The sequence below is a fragment of the Enterobacter sichuanensis genome (assembly GCF_002939185.1).
GTDB classification, from domain to species: domain Bacteria; phylum Pseudomonadota; class Gammaproteobacteria; order Enterobacterales; family Enterobacteriaceae; genus Enterobacter; species Enterobacter sichuanensis.
Genome location: NZ_POVL01000009.1, coordinates 59,404 through 75,819, shown reverse-complemented (window position 1 = coordinate 75,819; position 16,416 = coordinate 59,404). Strand labels below are relative to the sequence as shown.

Here is a 16,416-nt window from a genome sequence, read left to right as displayed (position 1 = left end):
ACAAGGAGAGATGCGTGAGGCGATTGCCGGGGATTTTATTGCTTACAGGGGCAACGCTGGTCGTGATTGTCGCGTTGCTCGTGAGCGGGCTACGCCTCGTTTTACCGCATCTGGACAGCTGGCGTCCGCAACTGCTGGCAAAAATCGAATCCACCACCGGCGTGCCGGTGGACGTCAGCCAGATAAGCGCCAGCTGGCAGAATTTTGGCCCGACGCTCGATGCCCGGGATATTAATGCCAGCCTGAAAGATGGCGGCCACCTCAAAATCAAACGCGTGACCCTGGCGCTCGATGTCTGGCAAAGCCTGCTGCATCTGCGCTGGCAGTTTCGCGATCTCACCTTTTATCAGCTCCAGTTTCTGACCAATACCCCCATCTCGGGTGGCGACAGCAGTCAGGGGCTTGAGGCCAACCGTTTTAGCGATCTTTTCCTGCGCCAGTTCGATCATTTCGATCTGCGCGACAGCGAGGTGAGCTTTATTACCCTCTCTGGACAGCGCGCGGAACTGGCGATCCCACAGCTGACTTGGCTCAATGGCAGAAACCGGCACCGCGCTGAAGGGCAGGTGAGTCTCTCCAGCCTGAACGGTCAGCACGGCGTCATGCAGGTACGCATGGATCTGCGGGATGATGACGGTCTGCTCAACAACGGCAAAGTCTGGCTGCAGGCCGACGATGTGGATGTGAAGCCGTGGCTGGGGAAGTGGATCCAGCAGAATATGCAGCTGGAAACCGCCCGTTTCAGCCTTGAAGGCTGGCTGACCCTGACGAAAGGCGAATTTGCCAGCGGGGATATCTGGCTCAAGCAGGGAGGCGCAAGCTGGAAAGGTGAAAACCAGCAGCACCAGCTTTCCGTCGACAACCTCACGGCGCACGTGACCCAAGAGAAAGAGGGATGGCAGTTCGCCATTCCGGATACGCGTATCACCATGGACGGCAAGGCCTGGCCGCGCGGCGCGCTGACGCTGGCCTGGATGCCGGAGCAGGATGTCGGCGGCGTGGCAAACAAACGCAGCGATGAACTGCGCATCCGCGCCAGCAATCTGGATCTCGGTGCCATTGAAGGCCTGCGCTCGATGGCCGCAAAGCTCTCCCCGGATCTCGGCGAGATTTGGCTGGCCACGCAGCCGAGCGGGAAGATAGACGCCCTGGCGCTCGACATCCCGCTGCAGGCAACGGAAAAGACCCGTTTTCAGGCCTCGTGGAAAGATCTTGCCTGGAAGCAGTGGAAGCTGCTGCCGGGGGCGGAACACTTTAGTGGCAAGCTGGAAGGCAGCGTGGAAGACGGCCGGCTGACGGTTGATATGCACGACGCCAGAATGCCTTACGAGACGGTGTTCCGCGCGCCGCTGGAAATTGAACAGGGCAACGCGGTGCTTAACTGGCTGCGTAACGATAAGGGTTTCCAGCTTGATGGCCGCCATATCGACGTTAAAGCCAAAGCCGTACATGCCCGTGGCGATTTCCGCTATCTGCAGCCAGCAGGTGATGAACCCTGGCTGGGGATCCTGGCGGGGATCAGTACCACTGATGGTTCTCAGGCCTGGCGTTATTTCCCGGAAAACCTGATGGGTAAAGCGCTGGTAGATTATCTGAGCGGTGCCATTCAGGGCGGTCAGGCCGATAATGCCACGCTGGTTTACGGTGGCAATCCACATCTTTTCCCGTACAAACATAATGAAGGTCAGTTCCAGGTACTGGTGCCGTTACACAACGCCACCTTCGCGTTCCAGCCGGGCTGGCCGGCGCTGAAAAACCTGGACATTGAGCTTAATTTCCTCAATGACGGATTGTGGATGAAGTCAGACAACGTGGCGCTGGGCGGCGTGACGGCCAGCAACCTGACGGCAAACATTCCCGACTATTCAAAAGAGAAACTGCTGATTGATGCCGACATCAACGGTCCGGGTAAAGCCGTGGGGCCCTATTTTGAGGAGACGCCGCTAAAAGCGTCGCTGGCGGCGACGCTGCAGCAACTCCAGCTTGATGGCGATGTGAATGCTCGCTTACATCTTGATATTCCGCTGGACGGCGAAATGACTACCGCCAAAGGTGACGTCCGTCTGAAGAACAACAGTCTGTATATCAAACCCCTTGAGAGCACCCTGAAAAACCTCAGCGGGCAGTTCAGTTTTGAGAACGGTAACCTGAAAAGCGAGCCGCTGACCGCCAGCTGGTTTAATCAGCCCGTGAATATTGACTTCTCGACGACCGAGGGGGAAAAGGCGTATCAGGTGGCCGTCAATCTGAACGGTAACTGGCAGCCATCGCGCATGGATGTCCTACCGAAGCCGATTGAGGCGTCAGTGAATGGCGCGGTCGCCTGGCAGGGCAAGGTTGCAATCGATCTGCCTTATCACGCGGAGGCGCGTTATCAGGTCGACATTACGGGCGATCTGAAAAACCTGCAGAGCCAGCTGCCTGCACCGCTGGATAAACAGCCCGGACAGCCGCTGCCGGTGAAGCTGAACGTTGACGGCAACCTGAACAGCTTCGAGCTAACCGGAAACGCTGGCGGGATGAACCACTTCAACAGCCGTTGGCTGCTTAACCGCAAGCTCACCCTCGATAAAGCCATCTGGACGACGGATAGCCGCTCCACGCCACCGCTGCCGCAGCAGTCGGGCATTGAGCTTAATCTCCCGCCAATGGACGGTGCAGAATGGCTGGCACTGTTCCAGAAAGGTGTGGGGCAAAACGTTGATGAATCGGCTCAGTTCCCGCAAACCATTACCGTACGCACCCCGTCGCTGATGCTGGGCGGGCAGCAGTGGAACAACCTGAGCATCGTGTCTCAGCCCACCGCTAACGGCTCGAAAGTGGAGGCTCAGGGCAGGGAGATCAACGGTACGCTCACCATGCGTGATAACGCCCCATGGCAAGCGGCGATCCGCTATCTCTATTACAACCCGGCAAGCGCGAGCGGGAAAAACTCGCCGGACGAGACATCGCCGTTGAGTAAGACATCCCGCGTTGATTTTAGCGGCTGGCCCGATCTCCAGCTGCGCTGTGCGGAGTGCTGGCTGTGGGGGCAAAAATATGGCCGTATCGACGGTGATTTTGCCATTGATGGAAACACGCTGAAGCTCTCCGGCGGCCTGGTAGATACCGGTTTTGGTCGCATGACCGCCGCAGGGGAATGGGTGAATAATCCCGGTGAACAACGTACGTCTCTGAAAGGCGACATTAAAGGTAACAAACTGGATGCGGCCACCAATTTCTTTGGTATCAGTACGCCGCTGCGCGGTTCGTCATTTGACGTCGATTACGATCTTCACTGGCGTGACGCACCGTGGAAGCCGGATGAGGCCTCGCTGAACGGCATTCTGAAAACCCGCTTCGGCAAAGGTGAAATCGCTGATGTGAGCACGGGGCGTGCCGGGCAGATCCTGCGCCTGCTGAGCTTTGATGCGCTGCTGCGCAAGCTGCGCTTTGATTTCAGCGATACCTTCAGCGAAGGGTTCTACTACGACTCCATCCGCAGTACGGCGTGGATCAAGGACGGCGTGATGCATACGGACGACACGCTGGTGGACGGCCTCGAAGCGGATATCGCCATGAAAGGCTCGGTCAACCTCGTGCGTCGCGAGCTGGATATGGAAGCCGTGGTGGCGCCGGAAATTTCCGCCAGCGTGGGTGTGGCGGCGGCCTTTGTGGTGAACCCGATTGTCGGTGCGGCGGTGTTTGCCGCCAGCAAAGTGCTGGGGCCGCTGTGGAGCAAGGTCTCCATTCTGCGCTACCGCATTACCGGTCCGGTGGATAAACCACAGATTAACGAGGTGCTGCGCCAGCCGCGCAAAGATGCACAGCAATGATTTGACGTGGGCAGGTAATTGCCTCACTCTCAATAAATACGATCTTTATACCGCCACGGGCGGCAACGAACGAGTAGCAATACGATGAGTCTGAACCTGGTAAGTGAACATTTGCTCGCAGCGAACGGCCTGAGCCATCAGGACCTGTTCTCCATTCTTGGTCAATTGACCGAACGCCGTCTCGACTACGGCGATCTCTATTTCCAGTCGAGCTATCACGAATCCTGGGTTTTAGAAGACAGCATCATCAAAGATGGCTCTTATAACATCGATCAGGGCGTGGGTGTTCGTGCCGTCAGCGGCGAGAAAACCGGTTTTGCCTATGCCGATCAGATTAGCCTGACCGCACTTGAGCAGAGCGCGCAGGCCGCGCGTACCATTGTGCGCGATACCGGCGATGGTCGCGTGAAAACCCTCGGTGAAGTGTCGCACTCTGCGCTCTATACCACCATCGATCCGCTGCAGAGCATGAGCCGTGAAGAGAAGCTGGATATCCTGCGCCGCGTAGACAAAGTGGCGCGTGCTGCCGATAAACGCGTGCAGGAGGTCTCAGCCAGCCTGAGCGGTGTATACGAGTTGATTCTGGTTGCGGCCACTGACGGTACGCTGGCGGCGGATGTGCGTCCGCTGGTGCGTCTCTCCATCAGCGTGCAGGTCGATGATGACGGCAAACGCGAGCGCGGCTCCAGCGGCGGCGGCGGTCGTTTCGGCTACGACTGGTTCCTGGGGGATGTTGACGGTGAAGCGCGCGCTGACGCGTGGGCAAAAGAAGCCGTGCGCATGGCGCTGGTGAATCTGAATGCTGTCGCGGCACCGGCGGGGTCATTCCCGGTGGTGCTGGGTGCCGGCTGGCCGGGCGTGCTGTTGCACGAAGCGGTAGGACACGGTCTGGAAGGCGATTTTAACCGCCGCGGTACGTCCGTATTCAGCGGTCAGATCGGGCAACTTGTCTCCTCTGAGCTGTGCACCGTGGTGGATGACGGCACTCTGCGCGATCGCCGTGGTTCGGTGGCTATCGACGACGAAGGCACCCCAGGCCAGTACAATGTGCTGATTGAAAACGGCGTGCTGAAAGGCTACATGCAGGACAAACTCAACGCGCGCCTGATGGGCGTTGCGCCAACGGGTAATGGCCGTCGTGAATCCTATGCGCACCTGCCAATGCCGCGCATGACCAACACCTATATGCTGCCGGGCAAATCGACGCCACAAGAGATTATCGAATCCGTTGATTACGGTATCTTTGCGCCAAACTTTGGCGGCGGCCAGGTGGACATCACTTCCGGGAAGTTCGTCTTCTCCACGTCAGAAGCGTACCTGATCGAGAAAGGTAAAGTGACCAAAGCGGTGAAAGGCGCAACGCTGATTGGCTCCGGTATTGAAGCCATGCAGCAGATTTCCATGGTCGGTAACGATCTCAGGCTCGATAACGGCGTGGGCGTCTGCGGTAAAGAGGGCCAGAGCCTGCCGGTTGGCGTGGGCCAGCCAACGCTGAAAGTGGACAACCTGACGGTGGGCGGTACGGCCTGACCTGCGTCCACATAAAAAACAGGCGCTACCGGGTAGCGCCTTTTTTTTAACGTAAGTGACCCAGCGGTATCTCCGGATCCGGCTCGTGGGTGATGCGGTTGCGTAAATCGCGACGAATGATCTCGATCGACCAGAACCAGACCAGATGACCTACGATCTCTGACACGTGCTCATACCAGGGAAGTGCAAACAGCGGTGGTGTCAGCCCCATCAGCGGGAAGGAGATCATATGAACAAAAAGCTGGGCTAACGCACCCGCCAGCAAACCCTGCCAGAGTTTAATTTTCGGAAAAACTTCAGCAACTACACAATATCCCACCGCGAAGACAACGGAGAAAATAATATGTGTTACACCAACCCAGTTAAATATATGTCCGGCAAAGGTATAAACCGCCGCGTTAGGATCAACGACGCCCAGCCAGTCGCGTAAAAAAACATAAGGTGGGTTTAAGAAATTACGAGAGCAATCTATCTGACCTGCGGCTCTTATTAATTGCTCCGGCCCACAGGCGGCGTTGAATAAATCGGTGGGGCTTCGTGGCGGGAGGGGGACCTCGGCACCCCATTTAACAAACGCGGAGACAATCCCTGCAATCAAACCGATGAACGCGGCGAGTCCATAGCGCCTGCGTGACGGCGGTGTTTGTTCAAATATATTCATTTCTTTTCCTTGTTTAACGTCATCCTGCGGAATACATTTTATTATTCAAATCAGCAACAAATTAATAACAGTCTGAATGCCAGACTGTTATTAAGGTAAAGGGCAGGCGGCGGCAGTGTCAATTCGCTATTCCTGATAATGGCAAAAGAATATTCCTGGATGAAGGTCTGCTTCATCCTGAAATATTAATGGCGCGGATATTTCAGAAATTAATCACTTATTCCTTTCTTCTTCCCCGCATCCCCTGAAACAGCTCTGCCACGTCCACAAAATAGTCGGTCAGATAGTTAATACATACCTGTACCTTGAGCGGCAGCTTGTCTTTTTCGGTATACAGGGCGTACACCGGGCGCGGATCGGATTGATAGCGCGGGAACAGGATCTCCAGCACGCCGCTGTTGATCTCGTTGATCACCCACATCAGCGGCACGTAGGCGATCCCGGCCCCGGCCACCAGCCAGCGCGAAATGGTCATCGGGTCGTTGGTCACAAACCGGCCTTCCGGCAGCAGTCGGGTGGAGATCCCTTCCGGGGCAATCAGCTCAAATTCATTGTCGGGCCGTACGCTGTACTCCAGCCACGAGTGGTTGCTGAGATCGGCGGGTTTCTCAGGGACACCGTACTGCGCCAGATAGCTTTTTGAGGCGCAGACCACCATCGGCATGCTGCCCAGCCGACGCGAGAACAGGCTGGAATCCTGTAATGCACCGACGCGGATCACCACATCCAGCCCGTCGGCAATCAGATCCGGCGCCGGAATACCCGTCACCAGATTGACGGTCAGCCCCGGGTATTCTTTCAGCATATCCGCGGTCATGGCGGCGAGAACATTTTGTGCCATAGTTGAAGAACAACCAATGCGCAGGGTGCCAATAGGCGTGTTGTTAAAGGCGTAGAGTTGCTCGTGAACATCCTGCACTTCATGCAGCATGCGGCGACAACCTTGATAGTAAATTTTACCTGCTTCCGTCAGCCCAATGCTGCGGGTACTGCGGTTGAGCAGCTTGACCTGAAGCTCATCTTCCAGTTTGGACACTGTCTGGCTGATGGATGAGACGCTCATCTGAAGCTGGCGTGCCGCCGCGGTAAAAGAGCCCAGTTCTACCACTTTGGCGAAGACCGACATGCGTTTTAAACGTTCCATTGTTCACTCTGGCTTAAAAGTGATTTAGATCACATATTATAGATAACAGCATAACAGTTACGTTAATATATTATTAATTACATAACGGCTGCGCCATTCCCGCCCGGCGTTTCTTGCTCTCCCGCGGTGGCGTACGCTAAAAAATTCTGAAGCCTGCACTCTCGCTTATCAAGGTCAACATGAGTCTGTTTCCCGTTATCGTGGTGTTCGGTCTGTCGTTCCCACCGATATTTTTCGAGCTGCTTTTATCACTGGCGATCTTCTGGCTGGTGCGCAAGGTGCTGGTTCCTACCGGGATCTACGATTTCGTCTGGCATCCTGCATTGTTCAATACCGCGCTGTATTGCTGCCTGTTTTACCTGATATCGCGCATGTTTGTCTGAGGTTGATGTGAAAACGCTAACAAGAAAAATCTCCCGCACCGCCATCACCATGGCGCTGGTTATCCTCGCGTTCATCGCTATTTTTCGCGCCTGGGTCTATTACACCGAATCGCCGTGGACGCGTGACGCGCGTTTCAGCGCGGATGTTGTGGCGATCGCCCCCGATGTGGCCGGGCTTATCACGGCGGTTAACGTTCACGATAACCAGTTAGTGAAGAAAGACCAGGTGCTGTTCACCATCGACCAGCCGCGTTACCAGAAGGCGCTGGAAGAAGCGGAAGCGGACGTGGCCTATTACCAGGCGCTGGCCGCAGAGAAACGTCGTGAGGCAGGGCGTCGTAATCAGCTGGGCGTTCAGGCGATGTCCCGCGAAGAGATTGATCAGTCCAATAACGTGCTGCAAACCGTACTGCATCAGCTGGCGAAAGCACAGGCGACGCGCGATCTGGCGAAGCTTGATCTGGAGCGCACCGTGATCCGTGCGCCCGCTGACGGCTGGGTGACCAACCTGAATGTCTATGCCGGGGAATTTATCACCCGCGGTTCAACCGCTGTGGCGCTGGTGAAACAGAACTCCTTCTACGTGCTCGCCTATATGGAAGAGACCAAGCTGGAAGGCGTACGTCCCGGTTTTAGGGCGGAAATCACGCCGCTTGGCAGCAACCGCGTCTTTAAAGGTACCGTGGACAGCGTCGCGGCAGGGGTGACCAACTCCAGCAGCTCTAACGATGCAAAAGGGATGGCGACCGTCGATTCCAACCTTGAGTGGGTACGTCTGGCCCAGCGTGTGCCGGTACGTATCCACCTGGATGAACAGCAGGGTAATGTGTGGCCTGCCGGTACCACGGCGACGGTGGTGATCACCGGGGAAAAAGACCGGGACGCCAGCCAGGACTCATTCTTCCGTAAAATTGCCCATCGCCTGCGCGAGTTTGGTTAACCGGTATGGGTATCTTTTCCATCGCCAGCCAGCACATTCGCTTCGCTGTGAAGCTGGCGTGTGCCATTGTGCTGGCGCTGTTTGTGGGCTTCCACTTCCAGCTTGAAACCCCTCGCTGGGCGGTGCTGACGGCGGCGATTGTCGCGGCGGGCCCAGCCTTTGCCGCGGGTGGGGAGCCCTATTCAGGCGCGATCCGCTATCGCGGGATGCTGCGTATCATCGGGACGTTCATCGGCTGTTTCGCGGCGCTCACCATTATTATTCTGATGATCCGCACGCCGCTGCTGATGCTGATGGTGTGCTGCATCTGGGCGGGGTTCTGCACCTGGATCTCCTCGCTGGTGAAAGTCGAGAACTCCTATGCCTGGGGACTGGCGGGCTATACCGCGCTGATTATTGTCATCACCATTCAGTCCGAGCCGCTGCTCGCGCCGCAGTTTGCGGTTGAACGCTGCAGTGAGATTGTGATTGGTATCGTCAGCGCCATTGTCGCTGACCTGCTTTTCTCTCCGCGCTCGATTAAACAGGAAGTAGATCGCGAGCTCGACGCGCTGATTGTGGCCCAGTACCAGCTGATGCAGCTATGCATTAAGCACGGTGACAGTGAAGAGGTAGATAAAGCCTGGAGTGGTCTGGTTCGCCGTACGCAGGCCCTGGAAGGGATGCGCAGCAACCTCAATATGGAGTCGTCGCGCTGGGCGCGCGCCAACCGTCGCCTTAAAGCGCTCAACACCGTCTCCTTAACGCTGATTACCCAGGCATGCGAAACCTACCTCATTCAAAACACCCGACCTGAAATGGTCACTGATACCTTTCGCGAACTGTTTGCCGAACCGGTGGAAACGGTGCAGGACGTGCACAAGCAGCTTAAGCGCATGCGCCGGGTCATCGCCTGGACCGGGGAGCGCGATACGCCGGTGACGATCTACACCTGGGTCGGCGCGGCGACGCGCTACCTGTTGCTGAAACGCGGCGTGATCGGTAACACTAAAATCAGCGCGGCGGAAGAAGAGGTACTGCAGGGGGAAGTGGTGATCAAGGCGGAATCTGCCGAACGTCATCATGCGATGGTCAACTTCTGGCGTACGACGCTGGCCTGCATGCTCGGCACGCTGTTCTGGCTGTGGACGGGCTGGACCTCCGGCAGCGGCGCGATGGTGATGATTGCCGTCGTTACCGCCCTTGCGATGCGCCTGCCTAACCCGCGTATGGTCGCCATTGATTTCCTGTACGGCACCATCGCCGCATTGCCGATAGGTGCGCTTTACTTCCTGGTGATCATTCCGTCTACCCAGCAGAGTATGCTGCTGCTCTGTATTAGCCTGGCGGTAATGGCGTTCTTTATCGGCATTGAGGTGCAAAAACGACGTCTCGGATCGCTGGGGGCGCTGGCGAGCACGATTAACATTATTGTGCTGGATAACCCGATGACCTTCCATTTCAGCCAGTTTCTCGACAGCGCGTTAGGCCAGCTGGTGGGCTGTTTCCTGGCGATGATGGTTATTCTGCTGGTACGGGATAACTCACAGGCAAGAACGGGACGCGTGTTATTGAACCAGTTTGTATCGGCTGCCGTCTCGTCCATGACCACCAATACGGCACGTCGGAAAGAGAACCATCTGCCCGCACTCTATCAGCAGCTGTTTTTACTGCTGAACAAGTTCCCGGGCGATATCGCCAAGTTCCGCCTGGCGCTGACCATGATCATTGCACACCAGCGCCTGCGTAACGCGCCGGTGCCGATTAACGACGATCTGTCGGCCTGGCACCGTCAGCTGCGTCGCACTGCCGACCACGTGCTGTCCGCCAGCAGTGATGACAAACGGCGTCGTTACTTTACGCAACTGCTGGAAGAGCTCGATATCTACCAGGAGAAACTTAAGGTCTGGGAAGCACCGCCTCAGGTGACCGAGCCGGTAGGACGGCTGGTCTTTATGCTACATCGCTACCAGAATGCCCTCACGGATAACTGACTGAAGTAAAAAAGCCGACGCCAAAAGCGTCGGTTTTTTTGTGGCTATACTTAATTCCAGCATGTTCTTACATTTCAGAAAGGGAGGGCATATGACGACCCAGGCGCTACAGGACCACATCCTTTTTCAGACCGGTTATCTGGTCAACGGGATCTGGAAAACGTTGGACACCACGTTTGATGTGCAGAACCCCGCGACCGGTGAGGTCATCGCCAGAGTGGCGAAAGCCGGCAAAGCGGAAACCGAAGACGCTATCGCAGCGGCCGCCAAAGCCTTCCCGGCATGGCGCGCCAAAACCGCGAAGGAGCGCTCTGCCATTCTCTATCGCTGGTACGAGCTGATTATTGAGAATAAAAGCTGGCTCGGTCGCTTAATGACGACCGAGCAGGGTAAACCCCTGAAAGAAGCGGAAGGAGAAGTAGAGTACGCTGCCAGCTTTATCCAGTGGTTTGCCGAAGAAGCCAAGCGCGCAAACGGGGAAATTATTCCGCCGATCAAACCCGGCTCGCGCATTCTGGCGACCCGGGAACCCGTGGGTGTGGTTGCGGCGATTACGCCGTGGAACTTCCCGATGGCGATGCTCACCCGCAAGTTAGGCCCGGCCCTGGCTGCGGGATGTACCGGGGTCATCAAACCGGCAAATAACACGCCCCTCAGTGCTTTTGCGCTGCTTACGCTGGCGAAACAGGCCGGTGTGCCTGACGGCGTCCTCAACGCCGTGGCCGGGAATACGCATGAGATCAGCGATGCGATTATGGCAAGCCGGGAGGTGCGCAAAATTTCCTTTACCGGTTCGACCGCCGTTGGCAAAACGCTGGTGCGTAACGCCGCAGAAACCATGAAGAAAGTCTCCATGGAGCTGGGGGGAAATGCGCCGTATATCGTGTTTGAGGATGCGGACATCGACGCGGCTGTTAAAGGGGCCATCGCCAATAAATTCCGTAATGCCGGGCAGGTCTGCGTCAGCGTTAACCGCTTCTATATTCAGGAAACCGTCTACGACAAGTTTGTCAATAAACTGGCCGATGCGGTCACGGCGCTGAAAGTCGGGAATGGCCTGGAGGAGGGGGTTGTCGTTGGCCCGCTGATCGAACCTTCGGCGGTGAACAAAGTGCGCGAGCACGTTGAGGATGCTGTTGCCCGGGGCGCGACCGTTCTGGCAGGCGGCAAACCGCACCCGCTGGGCGGGAACTTCTGGATGCCAACCGTACTGGGTGACTGCCATGAAGGGATGAAACTGGCAGAAGAAGAGACGTTTGGCCCCGTGGCGGCCTGCTTCCGTTTCACCTCGGAAGATGAAGTGATCCAGCGTGCCAACAACACGCCCTATGGGCTGGCGGCTTACTTCTACACCCAGAACCTCTCGCGGGTATTCCGCGTTTCGCAGGCCATCGAGAGCGGGATGATTGGCATCAACGAGTGCGCCGTCTCCACGGAGCTGGGGCCATTTGGTGGCGTCAAAGAGTCAGGGCTGGGACGTGAGGGCTCCGTACTGGGGCTGGAAGAGTATCTGGAAGTGAAAACCCTGCATATTGGGGGATTATAATAGACAGGGCGGCAGATGCCGCTCGCCTGGACTGGGTGGCTGGCAATGAAAACCTATACCTTTGATTTTGACGAGATCGACAGTCAGGAAGACTTCTATCGTGAATTTATCCGGGTGTTTGATCTTGAACGGCAAAGCGTGACGAATCTGGATACGCTGTGGGATGTGGTGACCGGTAGCCTGTTGCCGCTACCGCTGGAGATCGAGTTCATCCATTTGCCCGATAAGCTGCGCAGACGTTTTGGCGCACTGATATTACTGTTCGATGAGGCGGAAGAAGAGCTGGAAGGGCAACTGCGTTTTAACGCGCGGCATTGAAAGAGATAAAAAAAGCCCCTGACCATGAGGCCAGGGGCAAGTCGTATGATGAGATACGACGAGGGTTTATTTGTACAGTTCTGCCGTAGCATGCCAGTGGTCACCCTGATTCAGTTCGGTGACGCGATAGCTGCTGGCGCCTGCTTTTTCAGCTTTGGCGGCAAGTTCGGAACGAATATCCATCGGCGAGCCGGTAACGGATGTTACGGACACACTGCCCATAGGCTGCAGATTTTGTGCCTGGTCTGCGTTCACCTGCTGAACGGCTGCGCTTGCGCCGAAAGAGAGAACCGATGCCAGACCGAGGGTTGCGATGATCAATTTAGTTTTCATAGTCTTTACTCCTGAAGAGGTTTTGCTCAACGGCGAGAAGGGTTGAACCGCTATTTTTATGCCTGGTGCCGTTGAGTGGAGATTTACGTATTCAGTTATTACTAAAACTTATTTATACAGCTCAGCAGTAGCGTGCCAGTGGTCACCTGAACGCGCTTCAATGATGCGATAGGATGACGCACCCTGTTCTTCCGCTTTTTTGTTCAGCATTTCATGCATGTCCATCGGAGACGTGCCGATCGCGCCGACAGAAACCGTACCGATTGCCTGGCGGGATTGCGCCTGTTCGGCATTGATGGAGTCCGCTGCGAAAGCACCGAATGACAGGACAGACAGGACGCTCAGCGTCGCTACAGTGGTTTTGATTTTCATGATTCTTTACCTCGTCGAATTTTTTAGTGGGGTCTTGTTTCGTGACCCTCATCACAAAATCAAGTATACACTAATAACGGAAAAAATTAATACCAGACTAATGGTTTCTGTTGTTATTACGTATTAACCGGTCTTTTTTTAATAACCAAAACGCATAAGATTGAATGTTTTTTGTTCGCTAATCGTGGTTATCTCTAATTAAATCATATGGATATTTGATTTTGATATTTTGTGCGATTTTTTGATTTATCATTCACCAAGTGAATGTTAAAGGGTGGTAAAAAGCACTATTTGTCAAAGCAGGGGCAGTGGAATAGCGGGAGAAAAAGAGGGGGAGCAGAACGATCCCCGCAGCGGTGCTACGGGGAGAGAGGATTACAGTTCCTGTTCGAACAGCACCAGAATCGCTTCGTGGAGGTCTTTCACCGAGAATCCGTTAGCCGGAGTGGTAAAGATGGTGTCATCACCGGCGATGGTGCCGAGAATACCCTCCGTTTTACCCAACGAGTCCAGCATGCGGGCAATCAGCTGCGCAGCACCCGGGCTTGTGTGGATCACCACAACAGCGTCGTTGTAGTCGATATCGAGAACCAGGTTCTTGAGCGGGCTGGAGGTGGTTGGCACGCCAAGTTCCGCAGGCAGGCAATAGACCATCTCCATTTTGGCATTGCGGGTACGTACCGCACCAAACTTGGTTAACATGCGGGAGACTTTCGACTGATTGATGTTATCGAAGCCTTGTTCCTGCAGCGCCTGAACAATTTCTCCCTGAGAACTGAATTTCTCTTCTTTGAGTAGCGCTTTGAACGCCTTGACTAATTCTTCTTGCTTAGACGAGCTTCGCATAAGTCACCCGGAATATGACGATAGAAACAACATTATTATGCATGTGGATGAATTTTTATGCAAATTATCTACCAGGCAGCAGCCTGAAATAATGTTATGAAAGGGAGTGATTTTATCAGATTTCGTTATCAGAAAACATGCCTGGGTCACGCCACGCAAATAAGCTTAAAAGTAAATTAAATGTTATCAAAATGATGTTGTTTTGGTGGCGGGGCAGGGTGTATTGTAACCCCCTCTTAATGCGTTGCCGTCTGTCGTCAGAGCCTTCTGAAGAGAGATAAAGTCGCGCGACCTCAAATTCTTTAGCTACGAAAATTGTAATTAAACACTTGCTGAATTATGGTCGCCGCAACGGATTTACAGATACTTAAGTTAACCATAATAAGGAGTTTAGGATGAAAGTCGCAGTCCTCGGCGCTGCTGGTGGTATCGGCCAGGCGCTTGCCCTACTACTGAAAACCCAACTGCCTTCAGGCTCAGAACTCTCCCTGTACGATATTGCTCCGGTAACCCCAGGTGTGGCGGTTGACCTGAGCCACATCCCGACCGCTGTAAAAATCAAAGGCTTCTCCGGTGAAGACGCGCGTCCTGCCCTCCAGGGTGCAGACGTGGTGCTGATTTCTGCAGGCGTGGCGCGTAAGCCAGGCATGGATCGTTCAGACCTGTTCAACGTCAACGCGGGCATCGTGAAAAACCTGGTGCAGCAGATCGCAGAAGTCTGCCCGAAAGCGTGCATCGGTATCATCACTAACCCGGTGAACACCACCGTTGCTATCGCGGCAGAAGTGCTGAAGAAAGCGGGTGTTTACGACAAGAACAAACTGTTCGGCGTGACCACGCTGGATATCATCCGCTCCAACACGTTTGTTGCTGAGCTGAAAGGCAAACAGCCAACTGACGTTGAAGTCCCGGTCATTGGCGGACACTCTGGCGTCACCATTCTGCCTCTGCTGTCACAGATCCCTGGCGTGAGCTTCACCGAGCAGGAAGTGGCTGATCTGACCAAACGCATCCAGAACGCGGGCACCGAAGTGGTGGAAGCGAAGGCGGGTGGCGGCTCTGCGACCCTGTCTATGGGCCAGGCGGCTGCGCGTTTCGGTCTGTCACTGGTTCGCGCGCTGCAGGGCGAGAAAGGCGTGGTTGAATGCGCTTACGTTGAAGGTGATGGCGAACACGCTCGTTTCTTCTCTCAGCCGCTGCTGCTGGGTAAAAACGGTATCGAAGAGCGTAAGCCGATTGGCACGCTGAGCGCGTTTGAACAACACGCGATGGAAGGCATGCTGGATACGCTGAAGAAAGATATCACCCTGGGCGAAGAGTTCGTTAACAAGTAAAACGAACCCGCTTTTGTCGGCCGGGTAAGCGTTGGCGCCACCCGGCAAAAAAACCGAAGCACTTACTGGCTTCGGTTTTTTTATGGCTGTCAGTTGGTGGCCGGGTATTCCTGAATGGTCACATGCAGCGTCAGTTTCTTATCGTTGCGCATGACTTCAACAGGGATGATGGAACCCGGGCGAATTTCTGCTACCTGGTCCATGGTCTCCAGCGCAGAAACCGCCGGCGTGCCGTTGACCGACACAATGACATCATTGACCTGAATTCCCGCGTTAGCCGCCGGACCACCCGGTGCGACCTCGTTGACCACGATGCCCTGAATCTGATCGATACCGCCGCCCTGGGTATGCATAGGCGCAATTTCACGGCCGCCGATACCGATATAGCCGCGGATCACACGGCCATCGCGGATCAGCTTATCCATAATTTTGGTTGCCAGCTGGAACGGAATGGCAAAGCCGATCCCTTCCGGCGTCTCTCCGTCGTTACTCTTATCGAACGAGAGGGTATTGATGCCCATCAGCTCACCCAGCGAGTTGACCAGCGCGCCACCGGAGTTACCGTGGTTGATTGAGGCATCGGTTTGCAGGAAGTTCTGCCGTCCCGATGGGTTGAGACCAATACGACCGGTCGCGCTGATAATCCCCTGGGTGATAGTCTGGCCCAGGTTGTAGGGGTTGCCGATAGCCAGTACGACGTCACCAATATGCGGGGTACGTTTACGGTTGATCGGGATAACCGGTAAACCGCCCGTAGCGTTAATTTTCAGAACAGCCAGGTCGGTCAGGCTATCCGACCCCACAAGTAACGCCTCAAACACGCGGCCATCCTGCAGGGCGACGATGATCTGATCGGCATCGTTAATCACGTGCTTGTTGGTAATAATGTAGCCCCGCTCGTCCATAATCACCCCGGAGCCGAGGGTACGGATCTCCAGTTGGTTATGGGCTGAGGTATTGAGACCACGGTTATAGACGTTGACGACGGCAGGTGCGGCACGGCGAACGGCCTGATTATAGGTGGCCGGTGTTTCATCCGTGCTATCAAACTGGGGAGCCGACAGTTTATTGAACTGACGTAAAGACGGCAGCGCCAGCAGCAGCAGGCCAGCGACAATCAAACCGATGACAATAGAACGTAAGAGCTTTAAAAGCATGATGCGCGTGTCGTGAAAAAAGGAACGATTTGCAGCATAACATGAGTTATCCGGACATCACACG

At 55.4% G+C, this 16,416-nt stretch carries 14 protein-coding genes; 8 read left to right on the top strand and 6 right to left on the bottom strand.

Going from position 1 to position 16,416, the window contains the following annotated elements:
- Nucleotides 1–14: 14 nt before the first annotated feature.
- Both yhdP and tldD read left to right on the top strand, forming a co-directional pair.
- Nucleotides 15–3,815: an AsmA2 domain-containing protein YhdP gene (gene yhdP, locus C5687_RS06455; RefSeq protein WP_104556614.1), complete on the top strand. Its 3,801-nt coding sequence runs from the start codon at nucleotides 15–17 to the stop codon at nucleotides 3,813–3,815.
- A gap of 84 nt (nucleotides 3,816–3,899) precedes the next feature.
- Entirely contained in the window at nucleotides 3,900–5,345 is a 1,446-nt protein-coding gene (tldD, locus tag C5687_RS06450; protein ID WP_025756662.1) for a metalloprotease TldD, read from the top strand.
- Between the two features lie 46 nt (nucleotides 5,346–5,391).
- On the opposite strand, the gene C5687_RS06445 is transcribed toward tldD, so the two are convergent.
- Together C5687_RS06445 and aaeR are read right to left on the bottom strand one after the other, a co-directional pair.
- Nucleotides 5,392–6,006: a YagU family protein gene (locus C5687_RS06445; RefSeq protein WP_104556613.1), complete on the bottom strand. Its 615-nt coding sequence runs from the start codon at nucleotides 6,004–6,006 to the stop codon at nucleotides 5,392–5,394.
- 217 nt (nucleotides 6,007–6,223) lie between these two features.
- The gene (gene aaeR / locus C5687_RS06440; RefSeq protein WP_045284722.1) at nucleotides 6,224–7,150 is read right to left on the bottom strand and encodes an HTH-type transcriptional activator AaeR; all 927 of its coding nucleotides are present in this window, start codon (nucleotides 7,148–7,150) and stop codon (nucleotides 6,224–6,226) included.
- 179 nt (nucleotides 7,151–7,329) lie between these two features.
- Here aaeR and aaeX point away from each other — a divergent pair, with 179 nt between their 5' ends.
- From aaeX to C5687_RS06415, 5 genes are all read left to right on the top strand, one after another.
- Nucleotides 7,330–7,533, top strand: a complete 204-nt coding sequence (gene aaeX / locus C5687_RS06435; RefSeq protein WP_003860416.1) for a p-hydroxybenzoic acid efflux pump operon protein AaeX — start codon at nucleotides 7,330–7,332, stop codon at nucleotides 7,531–7,533.
- 7 nt (nucleotides 7,534–7,540) lie between these two features.
- On the top strand, nucleotides 7,541–8,473 hold the full coding sequence (gene aaeA, locus C5687_RS06430; RefSeq protein WP_045284724.1) for a p-hydroxybenzoic acid efflux pump subunit AaeA: 933 nt from the start codon (nucleotides 7,541–7,543) through the stop codon (nucleotides 8,471–8,473).
- A gap of 5 nt (nucleotides 8,474–8,478) precedes the next feature.
- Nucleotides 8,479–10,446, top strand: a complete 1,968-nt coding sequence (aaeB, locus tag C5687_RS06425; protein ID WP_104556612.1) for a p-hydroxybenzoic acid efflux pump subunit AaeB — start codon at nucleotides 8,479–8,481, stop codon at nucleotides 10,444–10,446.
- Nucleotides 10,447–10,537: 91 nt separating this feature from the next.
- On the top strand, nucleotides 10,538–11,992 hold the full coding sequence (locus C5687_RS06420) for an NAD-dependent succinate-semialdehyde dehydrogenase (RefSeq protein ID WP_104556611.1): 1,455 nt from the start codon (nucleotides 10,538–10,540) through the stop codon (nucleotides 11,990–11,992).
- Nucleotides 11,993–12,037: 45 nt separating this feature from the next.
- Nucleotides 12,038–12,310: a barstar family protein gene (locus C5687_RS06415; RefSeq protein WP_025756665.1), complete on the top strand. Its 273-nt coding sequence runs from the start codon at nucleotides 12,038–12,040 to the stop codon at nucleotides 12,308–12,310.
- 66 nt (nucleotides 12,311–12,376) lie between these two features.
- On the opposite strand, the gene yhcN (C5687_RS06410) is transcribed toward C5687_RS06415, so the two are convergent.
- The 3 genes from yhcN (C5687_RS06410) to argR all read right to left on the bottom strand — a co-directional run bounded on the left by yhcN (C5687_RS06410) (nucleotide 12,377) and on the right by argR (nucleotide 13,861).
- Nucleotides 12,377–12,643: a peroxide/acid stress response protein YhcN gene (gene yhcN, locus C5687_RS06410; protein ID WP_045284727.1), complete on the bottom strand. Its 267-nt coding sequence runs from the start codon at nucleotides 12,641–12,643 to the stop codon at nucleotides 12,377–12,379.
- 108 nt (nucleotides 12,644–12,751) lie between these two features.
- Nucleotides 12,752–13,015 carry a peroxide/acid stress response protein YhcN gene (gene yhcN / locus C5687_RS06405; RefSeq protein WP_025756667.1) on the bottom strand — a complete coding sequence of 88 codons (264 nt, stop codon included), beginning with the start codon at nucleotides 13,013–13,015 and terminating at the stop codon, nucleotides 12,752–12,754.
- Between the two features lie 375 nt (nucleotides 13,016–13,390).
- A complete protein-coding gene (gene argR / locus C5687_RS06400; protein ID WP_025756668.1) occupies nucleotides 13,391–13,861 on the bottom strand; it encodes a transcriptional regulator ArgR in 471 nt (156 codons plus the stop codon).
- A 395-nt stretch (nucleotides 13,862–14,256) separates the two neighbouring features.
- On the opposite strand from argR, the gene mdh reads away from it, so the two are divergent.
- Complete coding sequence (mdh, locus tag C5687_RS06395; RefSeq protein ID WP_094919371.1) at nucleotides 14,257–15,195, top strand: malate dehydrogenase; 939 nt, start codon at nucleotides 14,257–14,259, stop codon at nucleotides 15,193–15,195.
- Nucleotides 15,196–15,284: 89 nt separating this feature from the next.
- Here mdh and degS read toward each other — a convergent pair whose 3' ends face one another.
- On the bottom strand, nucleotides 15,285–16,352 hold the full coding sequence (gene degS, locus C5687_RS06390; RefSeq protein ID WP_045284728.1) for an outer membrane-stress sensor serine endopeptidase DegS: 1,068 nt from the start codon (nucleotides 16,350–16,352) through the stop codon (nucleotides 15,285–15,287).
- Between the last annotated feature and the right edge of the window lie 64 nt (nucleotides 16,353–16,416).

Coding starts and splice junctions, on each gene's coding strand:
- tldD (WP_025756662.1), top strand. CDS start 3,900: ATGAGTCTGAACCTGGTAAGTGAACATTTGCTCGCAGCGAACGGCCTG.
- C5687_RS06445 (WP_104556613.1), bottom strand. CDS start 6,006: ATGAATATATTTGAACAAACACCGCCGTCACGCAGGCGCTATGGACTC.
- aaeR (WP_045284722.1), bottom strand. CDS start 7,150: ATGGAACGTTTAAAACGCATGTCGGTCTTCGCCAAAGTGGTAGAACTG.
- aaeX (WP_003860416.1), top strand. CDS start 7,330: ATGAGTCTGTTTCCCGTTATCGTGGTGTTCGGTCTGTCGTTCCCACCG.
- aaeB (WP_104556612.1), top strand. CDS start 8,479: ATGGGTATCTTTTCCATCGCCAGCCAGCACATTCGCTTCGCTGTGAAG.
- C5687_RS06420 (WP_104556611.1), top strand. CDS start 10,538: ATGACGACCCAGGCGCTACAGGACCACATCCTTTTTCAGACCGGTTAT.
- C5687_RS06415 (WP_025756665.1), top strand. CDS start 12,038: ATGAAAACCTATACCTTTGATTTTGACGAGATCGACAGTCAGGAAGAC.
- yhcN (WP_045284727.1), bottom strand. CDS start 12,643: ATGAAAACTAAATTGATCATCGCAACCCTCGGTCTGGCATCGGTTCTC.
- yhcN (WP_025756667.1), bottom strand. CDS start 13,015: ATGAAAATCAAAACCACTGTAGCGACGCTGAGCGTCCTGTCTGTCCTG.
- argR (WP_025756668.1), bottom strand. CDS start 13,861: ATGCGAAGCTCGTCTAAGCAAGAAGAATTAGTCAAGGCGTTCAAAGCG.
- mdh (WP_094919371.1), top strand. CDS start 14,257: ATGAAAGTCGCAGTCCTCGGCGCTGCTGGTGGTATCGGCCAGGCGCTT.
- degS (WP_045284728.1), bottom strand. CDS start 16,352: ATGCTTTTAAAGCTCTTACGTTCTATTGTCATCGGTTTGATTGTCGCT.